We start from the raw sequence: 20,573 nt of genomic DNA on the forward strand, positions 1-20,573 counted from the left end.
ACCGCAGACAATGTTTGATCATCATCTGCGGTCTGTTTTTATTTTACAGGAACTTCCCTTTGTTCTTCTTATGCCATCCTTTTTTGTTTGCTCACCAGCATGGCAGCTGCAAACAAAGCAGCGGCAAAACCTGCCTGTATCAGAATCCCCTGCAGAGCTGGCCACATATGGCTTAAATCCATGATTTCCAGCTGGTCAATCAGGCTGTTGGATTTAATGTACCAATAGGTGGGGAGAAATTTTGACACTGACAATACATGCTTGCTCATAAACTCCAGAGGTACAAAAACCCCTCCGAGAAAAGAACTTCCCAGGGATACTACATTGACCACCCCCTGAAGGGCATCGTCGTTGGTGACAAGCAGTCCCACAAGGAATGAGATCCCCGCCGAAACACCCAGAAAAGCAAGACTGTTCAGCAAAAACAGGGGAAGATTGCTCTGAAATATTTCATTGTGGTATATCACAACTGCCAGCACCATAAACATAAGCCAGCAGCCCAGAGACGCTGTCAGAGTTCCAAGCGCTAACTGTAAATTCCGCGATCTGTTCGTAGCTGCAGAACACTGATTTCTTCTTCGTATATCTTTTTTATAGAAAGCCATAAAAACCGGACTGACTGCCAGAGTGATAAGCGCAATAAGAATATAAGCAAGGTACTGGAAATAGTATGCTGTGCTGCTTACTTCTCCGGCCTTTTTACTTCCTTCCAGACTGATCCCTGCCGATGACTTCAATGTGTTTTCTGCCATGCCTACTGCCTGTTCCTCCGGAAAGCCCGCTGCCAGATACCCCCGGACAATCTTTGTAAATTTACCTATCTGCTGATCAATCATATAACCGCTGGTGGAATTTGGGACTTTTACATTTTTAATTTCCGCCTTCTTATTTTTATTCATCAGGCTTTCTCCGAATCCCTCAGGCAGTATCAGAATGTATTCTACATTCCGGTAGAACAGATCGTTCTGCATTGTTTTTTTGTCGTTTTTCATGAGTTTCACTTTCTGTTCTTTTGAAAGAAACTCCCTGAGAGCTTTTGAGATTGTGCTTTGGTCATGATCTACAATTCCTACATTGATCTTTGTAGCTTTAAATCCGGTTTCATCGTTTCTTCCGAAGCTTGAGAACAAAATCATCAATGCAAGAAAGATTGAAATATAGACCATCATTGAAAGCTTTTTTTTCTTTACAATCTTAAAAAAACATTTATATACTTGCATACTTTTTCCTCCTCATCACCAGGAAGCTTCCAAAGCACAGCAGTACCGTGATCACTGCCAGCGAAGCACAGCTTCTGAAATAAACGGAAAGATCATCATAAATATTCAGGCTGTAAAAGCATTCGGTAATCAGCGCTGCCGGATTGATTCTGTTTAAAAGCGGAATACTTTTTTCCACAATATCTTTCATATTCCCTACCATCAGTCCGCTGAAAAAACAGAAGACCATACTGACACCTACACACAGGCCGTTTTTCGTATCCTTTGACATCCGTCCCGCAGAACCGATGAACATTCCCATGGAAACTCCCGTGATACATCCAAAAAATCCTGCCAGCAGAATCAGCCCTGCCTTGCTTCCCAGATCAATCTTCAATATCAGCTGCATATACACAATTGCTGTCAGAAACGCTAGGAACTGAATGGTCACTCCTACAAGGAAATCAGCTATTGTGCCTTTCAGCTTTCCTGTAGGTGATACCGCCTTTCTGGCTCCTATCTCAGATAAGTCTGCCTGGGCGTGAAAGGCACTCTGCAGTCCTAAAAAACTTCCATACAGGCATACCATAGCAAGCAGGGCATAAAAATACTGCACCATCATATTGGCGTTATCTTTTCCCAGACTGATCTGTTTATTCTCGACCATATTCTGCGACATAGCCTTTACCAGACTTTCCAGGGCCTCCGGATGTGATTTTATTGTCTCCTCCACCATTTGGTTCATCTGCACATATTGGTCGCTGATCTCTTTCAAAATTGTCTGATTTATTCCGTTTTCTTTTACGGTAAGCCTTACATCATCACCGACCGTATAAAATCCGTCAATCTTATCCTCTGAAAGCAGTTTTTTCGCTTTTTTAAGAGAGGTCTTCTGAACCTTCAGCAGCTGGTCCCTGCCTTTTCCGGATAATTCTTCCGTAACTCTTATAAATCCTTCTCCAGTTTTTGCAGCCTTTGTCTCTACAACCGCGACAGGAACTGCCTTCAGTTCTTCTGAACCATTCAGCAGGTTGCCAAATCCGAAATGGAAAAGTGTAGCAAGTATAAGAGGAAAGGCAAAGCACCAAAAAATTGAAGATTTGTTTCTGATGGATGCTTTAAAATTGTATTTATATAAATGCCAAAACATATACCCGCCTCCTAATCTCTCAGCTGCTTTCCTGTTATCTCCAGAAATACATCGTTTAATGTAGGCAGCTCTGAATAGACTTTTCCGAATGAGACATCGTTATCCGCCAGATATCCTAATAAATTCACCAGATTATGACTTCCTCCGCTGCACTGGACATAAAGCTTTCCTTCAGTATACTGCGCCTGAAATACATGCTTCATAGCCCGGACCGCCTGCAGGTCTTTTTCTTTCAAATCAGGGACATCCACTGTAATTTTCTCACCCATTTTAATCATCTGCTTTAATTCTTCCTTTGACCCTACAGCTATCGGCCGGCCTTTATCCATGATCAGGATCCGGCTGCAGATCTGCTCAACTTCCTCCATGTAATGGGAAGTATAAATAATGGTTGCCCCCTGCCGGTTCAGCTCCAGGATGCCTTCCAATATTTTGTTCCGGCTCTGAGGATCGACAGCTACGGTAGGTTCATCTAAGAAAATCAATTTTGGCTTATGGGCAATCCCGCAGGCGATGTTCAGGCGTCTTAAAAGGCCTCCTGAAAGTTTCGGAGGATAGAACTTTCGGAATTCCTCCAGTTCAACAAATCGTATCGCTTCCTCTACAAGCTTTTTCCTCTCTCTCTTATCTCTTACATACAGGCCGCAGAAATAATCAATGTTTTCAACAACCGTCAGTTCATCAAAAACTGCCACATTCTGCATCACTACACCGATCTCCCGCTTGCTGTCATAAGAATCTGCATCCATCGGTTTCCCAAACACCTGTATTTCACCTTTGTCATAGGTCAGAAGTCCCAAGGTACAGTTGATCGCTGTTGTCTTTCCAGAGCCGTTAGGCCCCAGCAGACCAAAAACCTCTCCTTCTCTGACCTCCATATTCAAATGATCCAAAGCCACCAGATCTTTATAGCGTTTCACAAGATTTTTAATTTCAATGATTGGCTGATCCATAATTCCACCCCTTTCTTTTCATATCTTTACTATACAGGATCTGTTTGTCTTTCCAAAGTGCCGTTTGTCAAGAATGATGATGACATTTGTCACAAGTTATTTTATAATTAAGAAAGCGGCTTTTCATAAAGGAGGGAGTTATGTCCGTACTTATAGATAAATTTATTTTATTACTGTTCACTGTTCCCCTCCTTCTCCGGGAAACTGGCACAATGCCTGTTACTGCACTGCTTACTGCATTTACAGCTTCCTGTGTACTGTCCATCAAAGATGATGAGAGACTGTCTTTTGCCGTCTCATTTTTATATGGTATCCTCTGTAGCATACTGCCTTCCTTCGGCATCTTTCTTCCGCTGTTTTGCTACGACTGTGTCCGCACCAGACTGAAGTTTACGGGTGCTGTTCTCTTTCTGTTTTCTATTCCATATTTGCTGTCCTATACATTGTCCATGCAGATCGGATTCATCCTCAGCCTTTTGCTTTCTGTTTTTCTGTCTGTGCGCACACAAAAACTGGATAATATGAAGGAAGAGTTTAAGAAATTAAGAGATGACAGCACAGAACTGAATCTGCTGCTGAAAAAGAAGAACCAGTATCTGCAGGAAAAGCAGGAAACAGAAATACACCTTGCAACTCTGAAAGAGCGCAACAGGATCGCCAGAGAGATCCATGACAATGTGGGACACATGCTTTCCCGGTCCATTCTGCAGTTAGGCGCCCTGAAAGCCCTCAACCAGGATTCCGGCCTTTCTCTGCCGCTTGGCGAGCTGCACAAGACTCTGAACACCGCCATGGACAGCATCCGCACAAGTGTACATGGTCTTCAGGAATCTTCCGTCAGCCTTCATGACACTGTTTCCGAGATTATACAGGGTTATCCGGACTATACTGTTGATTTTGCCTATGACATCTCAGAGGCGCCCCCTCAGAACCTTCAATACTGCTTTGCTGCCATCATCAAAGAAGCATTTACAAACACGGCAAAACACAGTAATGCCAGCCATATACACCTTGTACTGAGAGAACACCCATCCTTTTACCAGCTCCTGTTTGAAGACAACGGATCGGCTGCCCCAGTCTCTTACTCATCCGGTATGGGACTTTCAAACATGAAAGAACGGATCGAAGCCTTTCACGGAACGATTAATATATCATTTGAGCATGGTTTCAAAATCTTTATCACAGTTCCGCATAATATATCATCTTATCAGCCGGGAGGTAATTCATGAAAATTATTATTATAGATGACGACAGGCTTGTCTCATCATCTTTAAAAACAATATTGGAGGCGTCTCCGGATATCACAGTTTTAGCTTTGGGATCAGACGGCGCCGAGGCTGTCTCACTGTATGACACCTATCATCCCGATGTACTGCTCATGGATATCCGGATGAACGGCATGACCGGCATTGAAGCTGCCAGAGAGATCCGCCGGAAACATCCTGATTCTAAGATATTATTTCTCACCACCTTTTCCGATGATGAGTATATCATTGATGCCCTGAACATCGGAGCCAAGGGCTATATCCTGAAACAGGATTTTGAAAGCATCGTCCCTGCCCTGCACGCTGTGGAAAACGGACAGAATGTTTTCGGCAATGAGATCATCTCCAAAATACCGGATTTGATCGCAAATAAACAGCAGTTCTCTTATAGTGACTGCGGCATCAATGAAAAAGAACTCCGCCTGATCGAATACATTGCCAAAGGCATGAGCAATAAAGAAATATCTGAATGTCTTTATTTAAGCGAAGGAACCATACGCAACTACCTGAGTGTCATCCTCGATAAGCTGGAGCTTCGGGACCGGACCCAGCTTGCTGTTTTTTATTATCAGCACAGATAGCCGGCCCTGCACAAAGGCCGCTTGGACAGGCAAAACTTGACACCTGGCCGTATGACTAGTAAAATTATCGTATCATGCGGAGCATGTCATACTGTAAACCAATTCATTTAGGAGGGATTTTATTTGGACCCCAGTGTCATATTAAGATTATGCATCTTAATTATCTTATTAACTCTGTCGGCATTTTTTTCGTCGTCGGAGACTGCGCTTACAACCGTAAACGTTCATACGATCCGTGCCCTGGTAGAGGACGGCAATAAACAGGCTAAGCGGGTGCTGCAGCTGATCGAGAATCCTGCATCTATGCTCAGCAGCATCCTGATCGGAAATAACCTTGTCAATATCTCTGCCACATCTCTGGCCACCACATTAGCCATTGATGTTTTCGGCAGTGCCGGAGCAGGGATCGCAACCGGTGTACTCACCATCCTTGTTCTGATTTTCGGTGAGATCACCCCGAAGACTTATGCAACCATTAAAAATACAAATCTTGCGCTGCGCTTCGGACCGATCATATATTATGTAACAAAGATCCTGACTCCTGTTGTTATTATCATCAATAAGCTCTCTACCGGCCTTCTTATGCTTCTGCGCATCGATGCCAAGCAGTCCAGGCAGGTCATGACAGAGCGGGAGCTCAGAACGATTGTTGATGCCAGCCACGAGGATGGCGTCATTGAAAAAGACGAAAAAGAAATGATCTATAATGTATTCGATTTCAAGGATTCCATCGCAAAGGATATTATGATTCCGAGAATAGATATTACATTTGTCTCTGCCGATGCTTCCTATGATGAAGTTATGGAGCTTTTTATGGCAACACAGTACTCCCGTCTCCCGGTATATGAGGAGAGCAAGGACAAGGTCATCGGAATTGTCTATTTAAAGGATATGTATTTTTACCGCACTCTGCACCGCGGCGAGATCTTCCACATTCAGGATGTCTTAAGGAAGCCGTTCTTCACCTACGAAACGCAGAAGATATCCAGCCTGCTGGCTCAGATGCAGCAGGAAAATGTCAGCTTTTCTATTGTATTGGATGAGTACGGCATCACTGCCGGCCTGATCACACTGGAAGATATTTTAGAGGAATTGGTCGGAGAAATCCGTGATGAATATGATGACAATGAATTAGAAAGCTTTCAGGAGCTTGAAGACGGATCTTATCTCGTCAATGCATCGCTTAAACTGGACGATCTGAATGACTTGATGGATACGGAGATCGAGTCTGAGGATTATGACTCCGTAGGCGGATATGTGATCGAACTGCTGGATCACCTTCCCTCTGAGGGGGAGACAGCTTCCGATGAATCCTTTGATTTCAAAGTCCGGAAAGTAGAAAAAAACAGACTGGAACTCATCCAGATCACCCGCAGAGCCCAAAAGGCCTGACAAAAAAGGAAAGCATATACAAACATGCTTTCCTTTTCATTATCTTCTTTTCTTTTCATATTTCATCTTTGTCTTAATGAATCCTTCCAGTTCGCGAAGTTTTCTTCCCCTGTCTTCGCTGTTCAGCGGAAAATCCATAGACAGGCCGATGGAGTCTAAAACAGTTTCTGAAATCCGGTCCTCATACCTTCTCAAAAGCTCCAGGCGTTCCTCATTGCTCTCAGCGTCCAGAAAACGAATCAGGAGATCCTGCTGCTCTTTTTCAGGTCTGTGTTCATCTTCTTCCGGCTCTATTTTCTCCGGTACAGGAGGTGCTGTTTTTATCTGTGGTTTCTGCGGTTCTATATGTCTCTCCAGCATATCATTGATCTGATGAAGATCTGTAATATTCTGGTATGTCTTCACATCCACACGCTCAAAACGGTATTTGGCACTGACTCCGGGATATTTTTCGCGGTCCACTTCACTTAAGAACATAGGAAGAGGCCTGGCATAGGTTTTATATTCCCCATATAAGGCCTGGTAAATCACAAGATCCTCTCCGGTTTCCGAATGTTCTGCCACCGTCACAATCTGATACAGCTTATCCTTGAAGTGTTTATAAAAATCCCCTGGTCTGGGGACTGCTCTTTTCTCCATATCACTCAGCTCCCTTCTGCTGCTTTCTCGTCTTCCCCTCTAAAGGACGAATAAAATCCGACACACTGCTGTCTTTATTATACATCTTTTCCACGGAAAATACATGAAGATATTTTTTGGCTCTCGTCATTCCGACATAAAACATCCGCCGCTCTTCCTCCAGCTCTTCTGCCTTCACTGCTTTTTTATATGGAATCACGCCGTCATTTACATCTATAAGAAAGACCCTCTCATATTCCAGCCCCTTTGCACTGTGCAGAGTACTCAAAACAACTCCCTGATTTTCCTGGTTCTTTTTATCGGACTGTGCCTTCAGCTCTTCCGTATAACATCTCATAAACTCAAACCATTCTTCATAAGTCTCATATGCTCTGGCAGTTTCCTGAAGTTCTTCCAGCACATCAGTGAGTTCCTCCTCTTTCAGCTTCCGGATTCTTGCGTATTCTGCCAGATATGCATTATAACCGACAGACTTTCTTATGTAGGTGATGGCAAGAAACGGAGTCATATCCTTCAGAAGCCGCAAATCTTCCTCCAGCTCTTCAATATAGTCATACAGCCATTCCTTATCCTTTGTCTTTTCTTTCAGCTCCTGAAAAGAAATCTCAGGCTGATCCAGATATTCTCTGCTGATATAACGCTTGGGCCGGTTCATGATCCGCAGAAAAGTGCTTCTCCTGCGGTCTCCCAGTGCCATTCTTATATAATCTATGATATCTCTTGCAATCCAATGCTCAAACAGGCTGGGAATCCCGTCCTTCACGGAAAATGGAATATTATATTCCATAAGCTTTCCGATCATGGTTCTGGCTCCCAGATTGGTCCTGACCAGAATGGCCGCTTCCTCATAGGGGCGTCCTTTTATGTTTTCTTCCCGGAGTTTCCTGGCCACGTAAGTACATTCCTCCTGCTGGTTCTTAAATGTCCTGAGTTCAACCGGGACCTGCGCATTTTTACAGGACCGGATCTCCTTTGGGAACCGCCGCTTGTTTACTCCGATCACCTTCCGGGCCGCCTCAACAATCTCCGGGCTGGAGCGGTAATTAATATCCAGCTGAATCTTTTTTGAATCCTTAAAGTCTCTCGGAAATCCCAGCATAATTTCCGGCTTTGCCCCGCGGAACCGGTAAATCGACTGGTCATCGTCACCCACGATAAATAAATTGTTCCTCGGAGCTGCCAGCATCTTCATGATCTCATATTGTATCGGCGAAATGTCCTGGAATTCATCGATGAGAATATACTGAAACTTGTTCTGCCAGGCAGCAAGCAGATCTTTTCTTTCCTTCAGCAGCCGGTAGGTATAAACCAGGATATCATCAAAATCCATCCACTGGTTTCTCTGGAGTTTTTTATTATACTCCTGATAAATCAGCTGAAAAATACTGTCCGCACAGCTTTGGCTGTGATAATACTCCATAGAAAGCAGCTGTCCTTTTACAAAGCTGATCTCACTGATCAGAGACCTCAGGAAGTCCGGCTCATCCCCTGTTTCAAGATCCCGGTCTGTAATGATCTCCCGCAGCAGTTCATACTTTTTATGTTCCGGCAGAATACAGCCGGCCTGAAGCCGGTATGCATGCTTTAAGATTGTATAGAATACGGCATGAAAGGTCCCGAAAGAAACTGGCAGGGGTTTCCCTGCCAGCTTCATAAACCTTTCTTTCATTTCTGCCACTGCTGCCTTGGTAAACGTGATGACCAAAATGTTGGAAGGATTCACCCCAAAGTGTTCCGTCAGATACTTTGCCCGCTCCGTAATCACCGTAGTTTTCCCGGATCCCGGACCGGCCAGAACCATCATAGGACCGTCTTTATGGGTTATGGCCTGCTTCTGGGCCTCATTCCATTCTGTCATGAAAGCTCTGCCTCTAACTTCTCAACAGCCGCATGCAGCCTTTTTACAGACTCCTCTTTTCCCAGGATCTCCATGAGTTCGGAAGCCCCTCCCGGCGTCATCTGTTTCCCTGACACAGCAGTGCGCACCGGCCACATAACATAACCGTTCTTTACTTCGTGGCTTTTTGCAAATCCAAGCAGTGTCTGATATAATGCATCATTGCTGAAATCTTCCTGAGCTTCAAAAACCGGGATGATTTCTCTGAGCACTTCCAGCGCAGACTCTTTGGTTGTCTTCATTTTTTTGTGCTGGTACATAGCACTGTCATATTCAGGCACTTCCTCAAAGAAATCAATATGATCTTTGATCTCGGTAAACAGCTCGATTCTCGTCTTGACCATGGATAAAATTTTATCAATATCCACATCCTTTGTGATAATCTCTGTGACATACGGCATTGCCATAGTCTTAAATCTTTCATCGTCCATTGCTTTGATATACTCTCCGTTCATCCAGGAAAGCTTTGTCATATCAAACACTGCAGGTGTCTTTGACATATGATGGTAATCAAAGGTTTCTTCCAGCTCTTTTAAGGAGAATATCTCTCTTTCTCCTCCCGGGCTCCATCCGAGTAGCGCCACAAAGTTTACGATCGTCTCCGGAAGATATCCTGCCTCCAGCAAATCTTCAAAAGAAGAATGTCCGCTTCGTTTGCTCAGCTTCTTGTGCTCCTCATCTGTAATCAGCGGGCAGTGCACATAGATCGGCTTTTCCCATCCGAATGCATCATAAAGACGATTATACTTAGGGGTGGAAGACAGATATTCATTTCCGCGGACTACATGGGTAATGCCCATCAGATGGTCATCCACCACATTTGCAAAATTATAGGTCGGATAACCGTCAGACTTGATCAGAATCATATCATCCAGTTCCATATTGTCTACTGTGATTTCACCGTAAATTTCATCTGTAAAAGTGGTCGTACCTTCCGTAGGGTTGTTCTGGCGGATCACATACGGAACCCCTGCGTCGAGTTTTTCCTTTACTTCTTCCTCACTCAGATTCAGACAGTGCTTGTCATAATGGCTGACAACCACGTCCCCTGATTTAACTTTCAGGCTTTCCAGGCGTTCATCGTCACAGAAGCAGTAATACGCCTCTCCCCTGCTGATCAGCTCCCTGGCATAATCCAGATAAATACCTGCTGCCTGGCGTTCGCTCTGGACATAAGGTCCCACGCCGCCGTCCTTATCCGGTCCCTCATCGTGGACCAGCCCGGCTTTGGCAAGTGTGTTATATATAATATCCACTGCTCCTTCTACCAGACGCTCCTGATCTGTATCTTCAATACGAAGCAGAAAATCTCCGTCCTCGTGTTTTGCAATCAAATAGGCATATAATGCGGTTCTTAAATTCCCTACATGCATTCTTCCCGTAGGGCTTGGGGCAAATCTTGTTCTAACTTTACTCATCTGTTTCCAATCCTTTCTTTCGTTATCTTCTCTATTATCTCAATAACGCAGTCTCCGGTCAAGCCTCCCGCCGTATTTTCAAAGATGCAGAGGCTCTAAACTCCGCTGCAGAATTCCTTTCAAAGCCGCGATTAATACGCCATAATTTACGATCGGTACTTCTGCTCTCACACTTGTCTTAACCCTGTGCTTCATCTCCTTCGGATTCAGTGTACAGCCTCCGCAGTGCACAATCAGATCATAGCCGCTTAGGTCATCAGGAAACGTACTGCCGCTGGACGTCTCAAAGATCAGATTCCTGCCTGTATATTCTGTCAGCCATCTTGGAATCTTGACAGTCCCTATATCATCGCACTGGCGGTGATGGGTACATCCTTCTGCAATCAGTATCCTGGATCCGTCCTTCAGACGCTCCACTGCCCTGGCTCCCTTCACTTCCTCTGCAAGATCTCCTTTATATCTGGCAAACAGAATCGAAAAGGATGTCAGAGGAATATCCTCTGGCACTATAGCTGCCACCTGCTCAAATGCCTGGGAATCTGTGATGATCAGAGCAGGTTTTTTCCCAATTTCCTGAAGCGTTTGTTCAAGTTCCGATTCTTTTACTACAATGGAGCAGGCTCCGCTCTCTAAAATATCCCGGATAGTCTGCTGCTGCGGAAGAATGAGCCTTCCTTTCGGGGCCGCAGAATCTATAGGGACCACCAGTACTACAAAATCTCCCGGTGAAATCAAATCTCCCACAATCCTCTTTTCCTGCTCTTCCTGGGGAAGAAGCCTGCCGATCGCTTCCTTCAGTTCAAAAATACCTTCCTTTGTTACAGCACTGACAAAACAGGAATTTTTTTGCTCTTTCCTGCTGTCACTGCCCGATATATCTGATTTGTTATAGACAATTAAGTAGGGCAGTTTTCTGTCCTTGATCAGTTCCAGAATCCCATATTCAAACTCTGTAAGACCTGTCCCTGCGTCGGCAATAATCAGTGCTATATCTGTCTTCCTGAGAACTTCTTTTGCCTTTTCCACTCTCTTCCTGCCCAGCTCTCCTTCATCATCCAGCCCCGGGGTATCAATCATTACAACCGGCCCCAGCGGAAGAAGCTCCATAGCCTTATAAACCGGATCGGTGGTTGTCCCTTTCACATCGGATACAATCGCCAGCTCCTGATCTGTCAACGCATTGACAATGCTGGATTTTCCCGCATTCCTTTTTCCAAACAATGCGATATGAATCCTGTCTCCTCTTGGTGTCTCATTTAAACCCATCGTCTGTCTCCTTTACTTGCTGCCTTGATTCGTTATTTTCTTTTTCAGTATATAACACCTAAAGTTTTGAATCAATAGAACGCAGCCAATGAAAAAAGAAGATAGAACAAAGTGGGCATGCCACCTCAGCTCCCCACCTCTCATTCTTTGAGGGGCTTGTACACTTTGCGCGCCAAATGCGATTTGCCAAAGGCAAATAAATTCCTCGCGCATTTGTGCGCATCCTGCACTGAGTGCTTTTTATTTCATAGGACGCACTTTCCTATGAAAGAACAACAAAAAGGCTAAACAGCCAGCGGCTGCTCCGCCTGTTTAGCCTTCATATTTATCCAGCAGACATTACGTCCATGTTCTGTATGATTGAAGTGAGGCATTCTAAGAGCCGAACGGAAATCATGCGGAACATGTCTGCTTAATGCATCAGCAGCGGGATCATTGCCCCTCCTAAACTATAAACAATAATTGTTACCGGTCTTCCCAGAATAAGAATAGTTAAAAATTTTCTCCATGACATGTCCGTCAGCCCTGCAATCATACAGAGTACATCATCAGGTGCACACGGCAGAAGAATTGCCGCTGTAAACACAACATCGAATTTCTTTCCGGTCAAAAACTTTTTCTTTGTCTTTTCATACGTTTCATTGTTTACAAACAGGCGGATGAATTTTTCTCCGTACTGCCTTGCCAGATAAAAATTAATACAGGAACCAATAAGAATTCCTATTACACTGTACAAAAACCCATACCATGGTCCGAAAAAAACGACTCCCGCCAGGCAGGTAAGTCCTCCGGGAATCACTGCGATCACGACCTGTGCAATCTGAATGAGAATAAACAGAAGGGGACCCCAAAAACTGCTGTGCCTTACGAACAGTTCCATCTGCTCCCTGTTTGTAAAAATTCCTTTTTGATATCCATAAATAGAAAATATAATTAATGCTCCGATTAACACCAGAGTTGTAAGATTTGTCGCTTTTTTTACTGCTTGTCTGCTCATAAACAGCCACCGCCTTTCTTTTACTGTCTCTATCATAGCGGACAGTTCTGAAATCCAGCAGACAAAAAAGTGACAAATTTCTTACAGTTTTTTCAGACTGATAATGTAATCCCGATCCATACAGATAAAAATCCGGGAATCACTTTGATTCCCGGATACACCGTCATAAAATTTATGAATCATACTTCTGTATCACAGCTGCTGCTCTTTTAATTTCCTCTCCATCTGTCACGAACCGCTCATACTCACTCATCATAGGCAGGCCCATGCTGACATCTGGCTTGCGGTATTCCATCCTGCTCTCAACTGTCTTCTTCCCTGACATATGAAATGCCCGGAAAGGAGCTTCACTCAAAAATTCTTCGATAATATCAGCATTCACGCCTGCACCAACCATCACGGTAATATCTTTTCCCGCCACTTCCAGGAGATTTTTTAATAGTTCTTTTCCGTCAGCACAGCAATTTTTCTGTCCGGAGGTGAGTACTGTATCAACTCCCAGCTCAATGGCTTCAATCATCGCCTCATAAGGATTCACACACAGATCAAAGGCTCTGTTCAGTGTAACGGACATCCCCATGGTTTTCTGCATCAGGCTTTCCATACGTCTCATATCAAGCCGGCCGTCCTTTGTAAGGCATCCGACCACCACCCCGTCAGCGCCAAGTTCCCGGAAATGATGAATTTCACTTCTCATAAGGACGAATTCTTCATCACTGTATAAAAAGTCTCCGAATCTGGGCCGGATCAGCACATGTACCGGGATATCCAGCCGCAGCTTAATCATCTCCAGAAGCTTTGAACTCGGCGTAGTTCCTCCGATCATCAAATCACTGCAGAGTTCCAGCCGCTTAGCCCCTGCCTCTTTTGCAATCACCGCAGACTCAAATGAGTCTACACAGCATTCCAACATAATCTCACTCATAGTCATTACCTCCTAGAAAAATGACAGCTGCTCTGCCTGAAACTGCGCATTTTTTTCTTTTATGATGCTTCCGAAATCCGCCTTTACCTGGTACTTGGCACGAACCTCTGAAATAATTTGATACAGTTCTTTTTTATAATCCTTGTATTCTTTTCCATAGCTGAACAGCTTGGTCAGCTTTTGTTCATACTGAGGAAACTCATTTCTTACAAAACGAAAAAATACAGCACGGGTCGGTCCCTTCAAATTCAAATTTGATGTTATCAGATAGTGGAGATCTCTATGCTTAGTCTCAGAAAATACAGCCTCCAGATTTTCTCTGGTGCTGGTAATATACGGAACAATGGGCATCATATGGACACCTGTGCTGGCGTTTGTCCTGCGGAATTCCTCCAGAACTTCAAACCGCCGGCGGGAAGAAACTCCTCCCGGCTCCAATACGCTTCTGACATCCTCATCCATCGTTGTGATCGTAGCTGCAATATTTACATAAGCTACTCTTGATAACTGATCGATTAAGTCGTAATCTCTTAATATTAAATCAGACTTTGTAGAAATGATTGCCGGATTCTCAAATCGGATCAAAAGCTTTAAAAGTTCCGGCATGATCCGGTACTGCGCCTCCGCCGGCTGGTAATTGTCTGTTACACCTCCAAGATTAATCACCTGGTGGTCCCAGTTTCTGCTCTTCAGCTGTCTTTCCAGTTTCTCTGCAATGTTGGTCTTTACAAAAATATCGCCGTAAAAATCATCTGACTCCATATATGCATGGGAATAAAGTGCAAAGCAGTACTGACATTGATGGGCACATCCTCTGTATATGTTTAAATCCCAGTGGTAAGGAAATCTTCCGCGGACACGGTTGCAGGCCGCGGAACATTGAATCTCCCTGTACGTTTTTTCTTCCATGGCGATTATCCCATAAGGAAATCTAAAATGTTCATTCCATCGGAAGTCTGGCTCTTATACAATTCTGTGAAACCGCAGCGGGTACAGCTTATGGTAATAAATTTTTTATTCTGTACATCAAAAATCTTGGCGAAATTTCCTCCGGTAGCCTGGAATTGGTCATGCTCAAAGGAATTGCATCCGCACTTAGGGCAGACAAACTGTTTCCTTTCAAAATTCTGATCCATCAAAACACTCCCTTTCTTTTCTTTCATTATCATCTTCCTACTATCTATTATAGTAAAAAAACAGATTTCCGTAAACACAAAGTGAATAGAATAAAGTGGGCATGCCCACCTCAGCTGCAATAAAAATAAGACTCCCCAAACGCATGTCTGCAATACACAGATAAACGTTCAGGGAGTCTTTTATAACTCAAAAACTTAGCTTCTGGCTCTTTCTTCTAATAAAGCCTTAACTTCTGCTTCTGTAGCTAACTGCATTACTTCCTCTGCCAAAGCTTTCGCTTCATCCATGGTCCATAATGACATCACTTTTCTTGTAGCAAGAATCGCGGTAGCACTCACTGAGAACTCATTCAGTCCGAATGCAAGAAGTACCGGCACAAGCAGCGGATCACTGGCAGCTTCTCCGCACATACCAGCCATAATTCCCTCTTTGTTTGCAGCGCTGATGATGTTCTGGATGGAACGGAGCACTGCCGGGTTATATGCTGAGTACAGGTAAGCCACATCAGAATTTCCTCTGTCTGCTGCCATTGTATATCCTGTCAGGTCATTCGTACCGATGCTGAAGAAATCTGCTTCTTTTGCTAAAATATCAGCAATCAGGCTGGCAGCGGCAGTTTCCATCATAACACCGACTTCTACGTCTTTGTTATATGCAATGCCCTCTGCGTCTAATTCTCCTTTGATCTCTTCCAGCAGAGCTTTGACTGCACGGAGCTCATCCACACAGGTTACAAGAGGAACCATGATACGGATCTTTCCAAATGCACTTGCTCTTAACAGAGCTCTCAGCTGCGGTCTGTAGATATCAGGACGCTGCAGGCAGAAACGCACTGCACGGAAACCAAGGAACGGATTTTCTTCTGTTTCCAGCCCAAGATATGGGAGCGCTTTATCTCCTCCGATATCCAGAGTACGGATAATGACAGGTTTTCCTTCCAAAGTTTCTGCAACTGTCTTATATGCTTTGAACTGTTCTTCTTCTGTAGGCACGCTGTCGCGGTCCATGAATAAGAACTCAGTACGGAATAATCCCACACCTTCTCCGTCACACTCAACAACCTTTGCAGCCTCATCCGGTCCTCCGATATTGGCAACCAGTTCAACCACATGTCCGTCAGCAGTCTGAGATGCCTGTCCGATAAACTTGGACAGAGCAGCTTTCTCTTCAAGATATGCTGCTTTTTTAGCTTTGTAGTCTTCTAAAACAGAATCTTCAGGATTGATATAAGCCTCTCCTGTTGTTCCGTCCAATACGACAACATCTCCGTCTTTGACAATTGAGACGATATTTTCAACACTAAGTACCGCAGGAATCTCCATAGAACGGCAGATGATTGCAGAGTGGGAAGTCTTTCCTCCGATCTCTGTCAATACACCTTCAACGTTAGCCGGATTGATGCCGGCTGTCATAGACGGTGTCAAATCTTCCGCTACCAGGACAGTTCCTTCCGGAACAGCACTGATATCAACTTCTTCAACTCCCAATAATATTTTGATTAACCGGGTTTTGATATCTCCTAAGTCAGATGCTCTCTGTTGGGTTAATTCATCCTCAGCCATGGCAAAAATCTGTGCAAAGAAATCACATGCTTCTTCGACGGCAGCTTCCGCATTGATCTTTTCGTCATCGATCTTTGCATCAATCTGCTCTTTGATGGCCGGGTCCTGAATCATAAGGATATGTCCCTCTAAGATCTCAGATTCCTGTTCTCCTGCAGTCACCTTCATGGCCTCTACCATCTTCGTTGTCTTGTCGATGAACACTTCAATCGCTTCGCTTAATCTTTTCTTTTCTGCTTCAGCGTCTGTAATAGTCTCCTTTTTGTAATCCAGGCTCTGTTCCTTGATCACAACTACTTTTCCGATGCCGATTCCAGCAGATGCTCCAATACCTTTATACATATGCCACCTGTCCCCTTTGTAAAATGAGATTAATTATTCACCTAAACCAGACTCAATTAATTCTGTCGCATGTGCTAATGCTGCTTCCTCGTCAGGACCTTCACATACAAGTTCAATTTCTGAACCGCATTTGATACATGCACCGATAATGTTCAGGAGGCTCTTTGCATTGATCTTCTTATCTTCGAAAACGATCGTTACGTCAGATTCAAACTTTGTTACTGCCTTTGCTAAAACTCCTGCCGGTCTCATGTGTAATCCCTGCTCGTTTTCAATTACAAACTTCTTAGATACCATAATAAAATCTCCTTCATTCTGTAAATTTTAGTTAATAAATGACGGACTGCCTGAAAAAATACAAAAAGACCCCTTAATAAATGCGCTAATATCTGCTTACATCTATCAAAAAGGTCTTGCCTGCATTACCAGTCACAATCCAATATTCAATGTCTAAATCTTATCAAAAACCTTCCTAAATGTCAACTGGAACGAAAAGAAATTCCTATTGGATGCCAGCTTCCAAAATCAGCCGTTTTACATATATGATCAGGTACATTTTTTCATCCACTGATAAGGTATAGCCATAATGTCCCTCTATGTGCTCCACAATCTTCTGGCTGCATATATATGCCTCCGGATATTTTTTCTGGTTTCTCTCATAGAATTCCACGTCGTCTTCTTCATCTTCCACAGCATGGGATTCTCCGCCTTTTATACTGTTTTCCAGGTATTCCAGATGTGTGATGAACCTTTGATAGGCAGGCAGGTCTGTCCGGAAGCTGATTTCATAAAATTCCTGTATAATAGCCAGAACCTCCTGTATGAAAGGACTTTTTTCCCTCTGATCCAGTGTAAAGATCTTCTCTATCTTTGTCTTGTCCAGTTCATCTCCCGCTTTTTTGCGGAACCCTATGCCCTTTCCCATCAGAATAACTTCATGATGATTCGTGTCAAAGGTGCTGACCACGTTATTGTTTATCACTTTCTGTATAATCATACGTCCTCCTACACCATTCCTAATATTTCTTTTGGTATATATGCCTCCACATAAATGCCGTCTTCCCGGTATTCTTCTTTTAACAGCTGTCCATGGTTTCTGATCGCCTGGATCTTTCCTGCCTCGTCATAGCCATACTTTTTTTCCAGATATATTTTCTGTCTGCTGAGAACATCTTCAATCACGTTTAAAAGTTCTCCGGTTCCGGTTCCTTCTCTGGCAGAGATCTTAACGGTTTCATCTGCGTGGACATCTTTCAGGAGCATACTTTGATCTGCCCGGTCTATCTTATTAAAAGCCGTAATCACAGGCGTATCCTTTATTCCCAGCTGGCTCAGCGTCTCATATACAGCTTCCATCTGCTGTTCCATACACGGATTGGAACAATCCACCACATGGAGAATTACATCACTGTATTTTGCTTCTTCCAGTGTGCTCTTAAATGCATCTACCAGATGGTGCGGCAGTTTCCTGATAAATCCAACTGTATCCGTCATAAGAATTGTCTGCCCGCTGTTCAGCACAACACTCTTTGTTGTGGGATCCAGTGTGGCAAACAGCTGGTCTTCCTCCAAAACTCCGGCGTCCGTAAAAAAGTTCAGCAGTGTGGATTTTCCTGCATTCGTATATCCCACAATACAGATAACCGGGGTATGATTTTTCTGTCTCTGTTTTCTCTGCACATCCCTGTGTTTGATCACGCCGGAAAGCTCTGATTTCAAGTGAGAAATCCTGGTACGGATCAGACGCCGGTCCATCTCAAGCTTCTTTTCTCCCGGGCCTCTCGTTCCGATACCTCCACCCAGCCTGGAAAGGCTCACGCCCTTTCCGGTCAGCTTTGTAGCACGGTAACGCAGCTGCGCCAATTCCACCTGGATCTTTCCCTCTTTTGTGCGCGCACGCTTTGCAAAAATATCCAGAATCACCAGTGTCCGGTCCATCACCTTGATGTCCAATATCTGTGAGAGGCCGGCAATCTGTGCCGGTGACAATTCATCATCACACACAATACCGTCTGCCTCTGTCTCAAACAAAAGATCACGGATTTCCTCTATCTTGCCCTTTCCGACATAAGTGCCGGGATGGATCCGCTCCCTGGCCTGAAGGATGCTTCCTGCAGTCTCAGCTCCAGCAGTCCTGACAAGTTCCTCAAGCTCTTCTAAGGATTCCTCTGCCTCCCTTGTCTCTCCCAGACAGACTCCCACCAGAATTACTTTTTCTTTTTTCTGCTCCAGTATTTCTTCCATTCTGTTCCTTTCCTTCCGCTCTGCTTCAACTGCTGAAAGTAAAATCAAATATTTTTCACGGCGATCATCAGCGCTTTTTCTTTTGGCGATATCTCCGGCTCTCCTTTTTCATACAATGTCTGCTTCTTTTTCTTTTCTTCCTGCTCTTTTTTATACTTTGCAATATCCATGCCGATATACTCAGACGCCGTACCATGTGTCCACTCCATCCCGGATCCTTCCGCTGAGACAGCATCAACCACTTTTTTCTCCCGGTCTGCGGCAAGTATTACGATGTATTCTTTGTTAAAAACAGTTCCTTTACACAGCCCGAACCCGATTTGATAATCTTTTCCATATGTTTTTCTGAAGTCCTCATATAATTTTCTTACCTCATCGGACTGCTGCTTAATCATATAAGAATATCCGATAAATGCCAGTATCGCTATGATTATGATTGCTCCCACTGCAATTTTCATCAACATATTTTATCCCTTCTTTCTTCCTGAAAAATAAATTCTGCAAATATAAACACTAAAAGACTCTTCAACTTGTTTGATTATAGATTAGGAAATCAAAAATAACAATATATAAAGCATTAATTTTATAATACCAATGACAATTTTTGATATTTTTATTGTTATTTTCTAATACATTGTATATAATAGAATCAAATTAAAACGGTTTTAATAGTTGTATTTAAGGAGGCGCATGATGATGAAAAAAGTATCTTTGTTTATTCTTCCTGTTGTATCTTATCTTCTGGCATATATCATAACAGATCTGGAAGAACAGATTCCTTTATATTCAGGTTCAGTACTTAAAATTTATATTTTCAAATATTGTTTTTTTATTTTTTTAGGTATCTTTGTATGTTTTTTCAGCAGAAATCTCATGGTTCAATTATTTAACAAAACCACAGTTTTTTTAAGTCTTGCAGCAATTCTTATCCCTATTGTTTTATGGCTGCTTCTCATCAAAAATAACTTTGTCGGAAATTTTGATCATTACTTTTTAGTATATTTTATCTATTTAGGAGGATTTTTTCATACTGCTTTTGCCTGTTATTTCAAAAAATAAGGGAATCATAAATGCTGAAAACGCATTTATGATTCCCTGGTTTTTATTTCTTCATGCTTTCTGCCTATTACTCTAGCCTCTGGTTTTTCCGCCGGCTACATTGATGGTCACTCCATGTACATAGGATGATCTCTGGCTTGCAAGGTATACACACATATCTGCCACTTCAGATAACTTTCCGGACCGGCCAAGCGGTGTTGTGGAGGTCTTGCTGTATCCCGCTCTTAACTCATCCACTGTGATTCCTCTTGTATATGCCAGCGCTGATTCGTATGCCAGTGTTCTCAGCCCCGTTGCTTCCATGATTCCCGGTGCCACTCCTACCACACGCACTCCCTGTTTCCCTAATTCCTTTGCCCAGCTTCTGGTCAGGGAATTTACTGCATTCTTTGTCGCTGCGTATACGCTCTGTCCCTCGGATCCTTCCAGCCCGCTCTCTGAGGACATGTTGATGATGACCCCTTCTCCTTTTTCCACCAGGATTCTTCCCACTGCCTGCGCACAGAAGAACACTCCTTTTAAGTTGACGCTGCACACTTTATCCCAC

Annotated in this window: 21 protein-coding genes; 4 read left to right on the forward strand and 17 right to left on the reverse strand. The window is 43.6% G+C overall.

What is annotated here, in order from left to right; translation table 11 throughout:
- Positions 1-68: 68 nt before the first annotated feature.
- From KH180_RS07910 to KH180_RS07920, 3 genes are read right to left on the reverse strand one after another with little or no spacing between them, the layout of a single operon-like run.
- Positions 69-1,220 (reverse strand): ABC transporter permease, encoded by a 1,152-nt coding sequence (locus KH180_RS07910; protein WP_290758816.1) that lies wholly within the window; start codon positions 1,218-1,220, stop codon positions 69-71.
- On the reverse strand, positions 1,207-2,349 hold the full coding sequence (locus KH180_RS07915; RefSeq protein ID WP_290758819.1) for an ABC transporter permease: 1,143 nt from the start codon (positions 2,347-2,349) through the stop codon (positions 1,207-1,209). The genes KH180_RS07910 and KH180_RS07915 overlap by 14 nt, the downstream gene beginning before the upstream one ends.
- An 11-nt stretch (positions 2,350-2,360) precedes the next feature.
- Entirely contained in the window at positions 2,361-3,302 is a 942-nt protein-coding gene (locus KH180_RS07920; RefSeq protein ID WP_290758822.1) for an ABC transporter ATP-binding protein, read from the reverse strand.
- A 140-nt stretch (positions 3,303-3,442) separates the two neighbouring features.
- Between KH180_RS07920 and KH180_RS07925 the strand changes: the two genes are divergently transcribed.
- The 3 genes from KH180_RS07925 to KH180_RS07935 all read left to right on the forward strand — a co-directional run bounded on the left by KH180_RS07925 (position 3,443) and on the right by KH180_RS07935 (position 6,540).
- A complete protein-coding gene (locus KH180_RS07925) occupies positions 3,443-4,531 on the forward strand; it encodes a sensor histidine kinase (protein ID WP_290758825.1) in 1,089 nt (362 codons plus the stop codon).
- A complete protein-coding gene (locus KH180_RS07930) occupies positions 4,528-5,148 on the forward strand; it encodes a response regulator transcription factor (RefSeq protein WP_290758828.1) in 621 nt (206 codons plus the stop codon). The genes KH180_RS07925 and KH180_RS07930 overlap by 4 nt, the downstream gene beginning before the upstream one ends.
- 123 nt (positions 5,149-5,271) lie before the next feature.
- Positions 5,272-6,540, forward strand: a complete 1,269-nt coding sequence (locus KH180_RS07935) for an HlyC/CorC family transporter (RefSeq protein ID WP_290758831.1) — start codon at positions 5,272-5,274, stop codon at positions 6,538-6,540.
- Positions 6,541-6,579: 39 nt separating this feature from the next.
- Here the strand turns inward: KH180_RS07935 and KH180_RS07940 are convergent, their stop codons facing one another.
- The 13 genes from KH180_RS07940 to KH180_RS08000 all read right to left on the reverse strand — a co-directional run bounded on the left by KH180_RS07940 (position 6,580) and on the right by KH180_RS08000 (position 19,431).
- Positions 6,580-7,179, reverse strand: coding sequence for a DUF1653 domain-containing protein (locus KH180_RS07940; RefSeq protein WP_290758834.1), 600 nt, complete (start codon positions 7,177-7,179; stop codon positions 6,580-6,582).
- A gap of 1 nt (position 7,180) precedes the next feature.
- Positions 7,181-9,037 (reverse strand): ATP-dependent helicase, encoded by a 1,857-nt coding sequence (locus KH180_RS07945; RefSeq protein ID WP_290758837.1) that lies wholly within the window; start codon positions 9,035-9,037, stop codon positions 7,181-7,183.
- Complete coding sequence (gene gltX, locus KH180_RS07950) at positions 9,034-10,494, reverse strand: glutamate--tRNA ligase (protein ID WP_290758840.1); 1,461 nt, start codon at positions 10,492-10,494, stop codon at positions 9,034-9,036. The genes KH180_RS07945 and gltX overlap by 4 nt, the downstream gene beginning before the upstream one ends.
- 78 nt (positions 10,495-10,572) lie before the next feature.
- On the reverse strand, positions 10,573-11,760 hold the full coding sequence (gene hydF, locus KH180_RS07955; protein ID WP_290758843.1) for a [FeFe] hydrogenase H-cluster maturation GTPase HydF: 1,188 nt from the start codon (positions 11,758-11,760) through the stop codon (positions 10,573-10,575).
- 412 nt (positions 11,761-12,172) lie between these two features.
- A complete protein-coding gene (locus KH180_RS07960; RefSeq protein WP_290758846.1) occupies positions 12,173-12,757 on the reverse strand; it encodes a TVP38/TMEM64 family protein in 585 nt (194 codons plus the stop codon).
- Between the two features lie 172 nt (positions 12,758-12,929).
- The gene (locus tag KH180_RS07965; RefSeq protein WP_290758849.1) at positions 12,930-13,682 is read right to left on the reverse strand and encodes a copper homeostasis protein CutC; all 753 of its coding nucleotides are present in this window, start codon (positions 13,680-13,682) and stop codon (positions 12,930-12,932) included.
- A 12-nt stretch (positions 13,683-13,694) separates the two neighbouring features.
- A complete protein-coding gene (locus KH180_RS07970; protein ID WP_290758852.1) occupies positions 13,695-14,591 on the reverse strand; it encodes an SPL family radical SAM protein in 897 nt (298 codons plus the stop codon).
- A 5-nt stretch (positions 14,592-14,596) separates the two neighbouring features.
- Positions 14,597-14,845, reverse strand: coding sequence for a zinc ribbon domain-containing protein (locus KH180_RS07975; protein ID WP_330624476.1), 249 nt, complete (start codon positions 14,843-14,845; stop codon positions 14,597-14,599).
- 168 nt (positions 14,846-15,013) lie between these two features.
- Positions 15,014-16,723, reverse strand: a complete 1,710-nt coding sequence (gene ptsP, locus KH180_RS07980; protein WP_290758854.1) for a phosphoenolpyruvate--protein phosphotransferase — start codon at positions 16,721-16,723, stop codon at positions 15,014-15,016.
- A 33-nt stretch (positions 16,724-16,756) separates the two neighbouring features.
- Positions 16,757-17,020, reverse strand: a complete 264-nt coding sequence (locus KH180_RS07985) for an HPr family phosphocarrier protein (RefSeq protein ID WP_006568975.1) — start codon at positions 17,018-17,020, stop codon at positions 16,757-16,759.
- 205 nt (positions 17,021-17,225) lie between these two features.
- Positions 17,226-17,720, reverse strand: coding sequence for a CAT RNA binding domain-containing protein (locus KH180_RS07990; protein ID WP_290758882.1), 495 nt, complete (start codon positions 17,718-17,720; stop codon positions 17,226-17,228).
- An 8-nt stretch (positions 17,721-17,728) separates the two neighbouring features.
- Positions 17,729-18,967, reverse strand: coding sequence for a GTPase HflX (gene hflX / locus KH180_RS07995; RefSeq protein ID WP_290758884.1), 1,239 nt, complete (start codon positions 18,965-18,967; stop codon positions 17,729-17,731).
- Between the two features lie 44 nt (positions 18,968-19,011).
- Positions 19,012-19,431, reverse strand: a complete 420-nt coding sequence (locus tag KH180_RS08000; RefSeq protein ID WP_290758887.1) for a transcriptional regulator GutM — start codon at positions 19,429-19,431, stop codon at positions 19,012-19,014.
- Between the two features lie 229 nt (positions 19,432-19,660).
- Between KH180_RS08000 and KH180_RS08005 the strand changes: the two genes are divergently transcribed.
- A complete protein-coding gene (locus KH180_RS08005; RefSeq protein ID WP_290758890.1) occupies positions 19,661-20,026 on the forward strand; it encodes a DPCD protein in 366 nt (121 codons plus the stop codon).
- A gap of 72 nt (positions 20,027-20,098) precedes the next feature.
- Here KH180_RS08005 and KH180_RS08010 read toward each other — a convergent pair.
- The coding region (locus KH180_RS08010; protein WP_290758894.1) for an SDR family oxidoreductase at positions 20,099-20,573 on the reverse strand (475 nt) is incomplete at its 5' end.

Origin of the sequence: Anaerostipes sp. (assembly GCF_018381315.1) — a bacterium.
Taxonomy (GTDB): Bacteria; Bacillota; Clostridia; order Lachnospirales; family Lachnospiraceae; genus Anaerostipes.

Coding starts and splice junctions, on each gene's coding strand:
- KH180_RS07925 (WP_290758825.1), top strand. CDS start 3,443: ATGTCCGTACTTATAGATAAATTTATTTTATTACTGTTCACTGTTCCC.
- hydF (WP_290758843.1), bottom strand. CDS start 11,760: ATGGGTTTAAATGAGACACCAAGAGGAGACAGGATTCATATCGCATTG.
- KH180_RS07965 (WP_290758849.1), bottom strand. CDS start 13,682: ATGAGTGAGATTATGTTGGAATGCTGTGTAGACTCATTTGAGTCTGCG.
- KH180_RS07945 (WP_290758837.1), bottom strand. CDS start 9,037: ATGACAGAATGGAATGAGGCCCAGAAGCAGGCCATAACCCATAAAGAC.
- KH180_RS07970 (WP_290758852.1), bottom strand. CDS start 14,591: ATGGAAGAAAAAACGTACAGGGAGATTCAATGTTCCGCGGCCTGCAAC.
- KH180_RS07990 (WP_290758882.1), bottom strand. CDS start 17,720: ATGATTATACAGAAAGTGATAAACAATAACGTGGTCAGCACCTTTGAC.
- KH180_RS07920 (WP_290758822.1), bottom strand. CDS start 3,302: ATGGATCAGCCAATCATTGAAATTAAAAATCTTGTGAAACGCTATAAA.
- KH180_RS07910 (WP_290758816.1), bottom strand. CDS start 1,220: ATGCAAGTATATAAATGTTTTTTTAAGATTGTAAAGAAAAAAAAGCTT.
- ptsP (WP_290758854.1), bottom strand. CDS start 16,723: ATGTATAAAGGTATTGGAGCATCTGCTGGAATCGGCATCGGAAAAGTA.
- KH180_RS07985 (WP_006568975.1), bottom strand. CDS start 17,020: ATGGTATCTAAGAAGTTTGTAATTGAAAACGAGCAGGGATTACACATG.
- KH180_RS07930 (WP_290758828.1), top strand. CDS start 4,528: ATGAAAATTATTATTATAGATGACGACAGGCTTGTCTCATCATCTTTA.
- KH180_RS07940 (WP_290758834.1), bottom strand. CDS start 7,179: ATGGAGAAAAGAGCAGTCCCCAGACCAGGGGATTTTTATAAACACTTC.
- gltX (WP_290758840.1), bottom strand. CDS start 10,494: ATGAGTAAAGTTAGAACAAGATTTGCCCCAAGCCCTACGGGAAGAATG.
- KH180_RS07960 (WP_290758846.1), bottom strand. CDS start 12,757: ATGAGCAGACAAGCAGTAAAAAAAGCGACAAATCTTACAACTCTGGTG.
- KH180_RS07915 (WP_290758819.1), bottom strand. CDS start 2,349: ATGTTTTGGCATTTATATAAATACAATTTTAAAGCATCCATCAGAAAC.
- KH180_RS08005 (WP_290758890.1), top strand. CDS start 19,661: ATGATGAAAAAAGTATCTTTGTTTATTCTTCCTGTTGTATCTTATCTT.
- KH180_RS07975 (WP_330624476.1), bottom strand. CDS start 14,845: ATGAAAGAAAAGAAAGGGAGTGTTTTGATGGATCAGAATTTTGAAAGG.
- KH180_RS08000 (WP_290758887.1), bottom strand. CDS start 19,431: ATGTTGATGAAAATTGCAGTGGGAGCAATCATAATCATAGCGATACTG.
- hflX (WP_290758884.1), bottom strand. CDS start 18,967: ATGGAAGAAATACTGGAGCAGAAAAAAGAAAAAGTAATTCTGGTGGGA.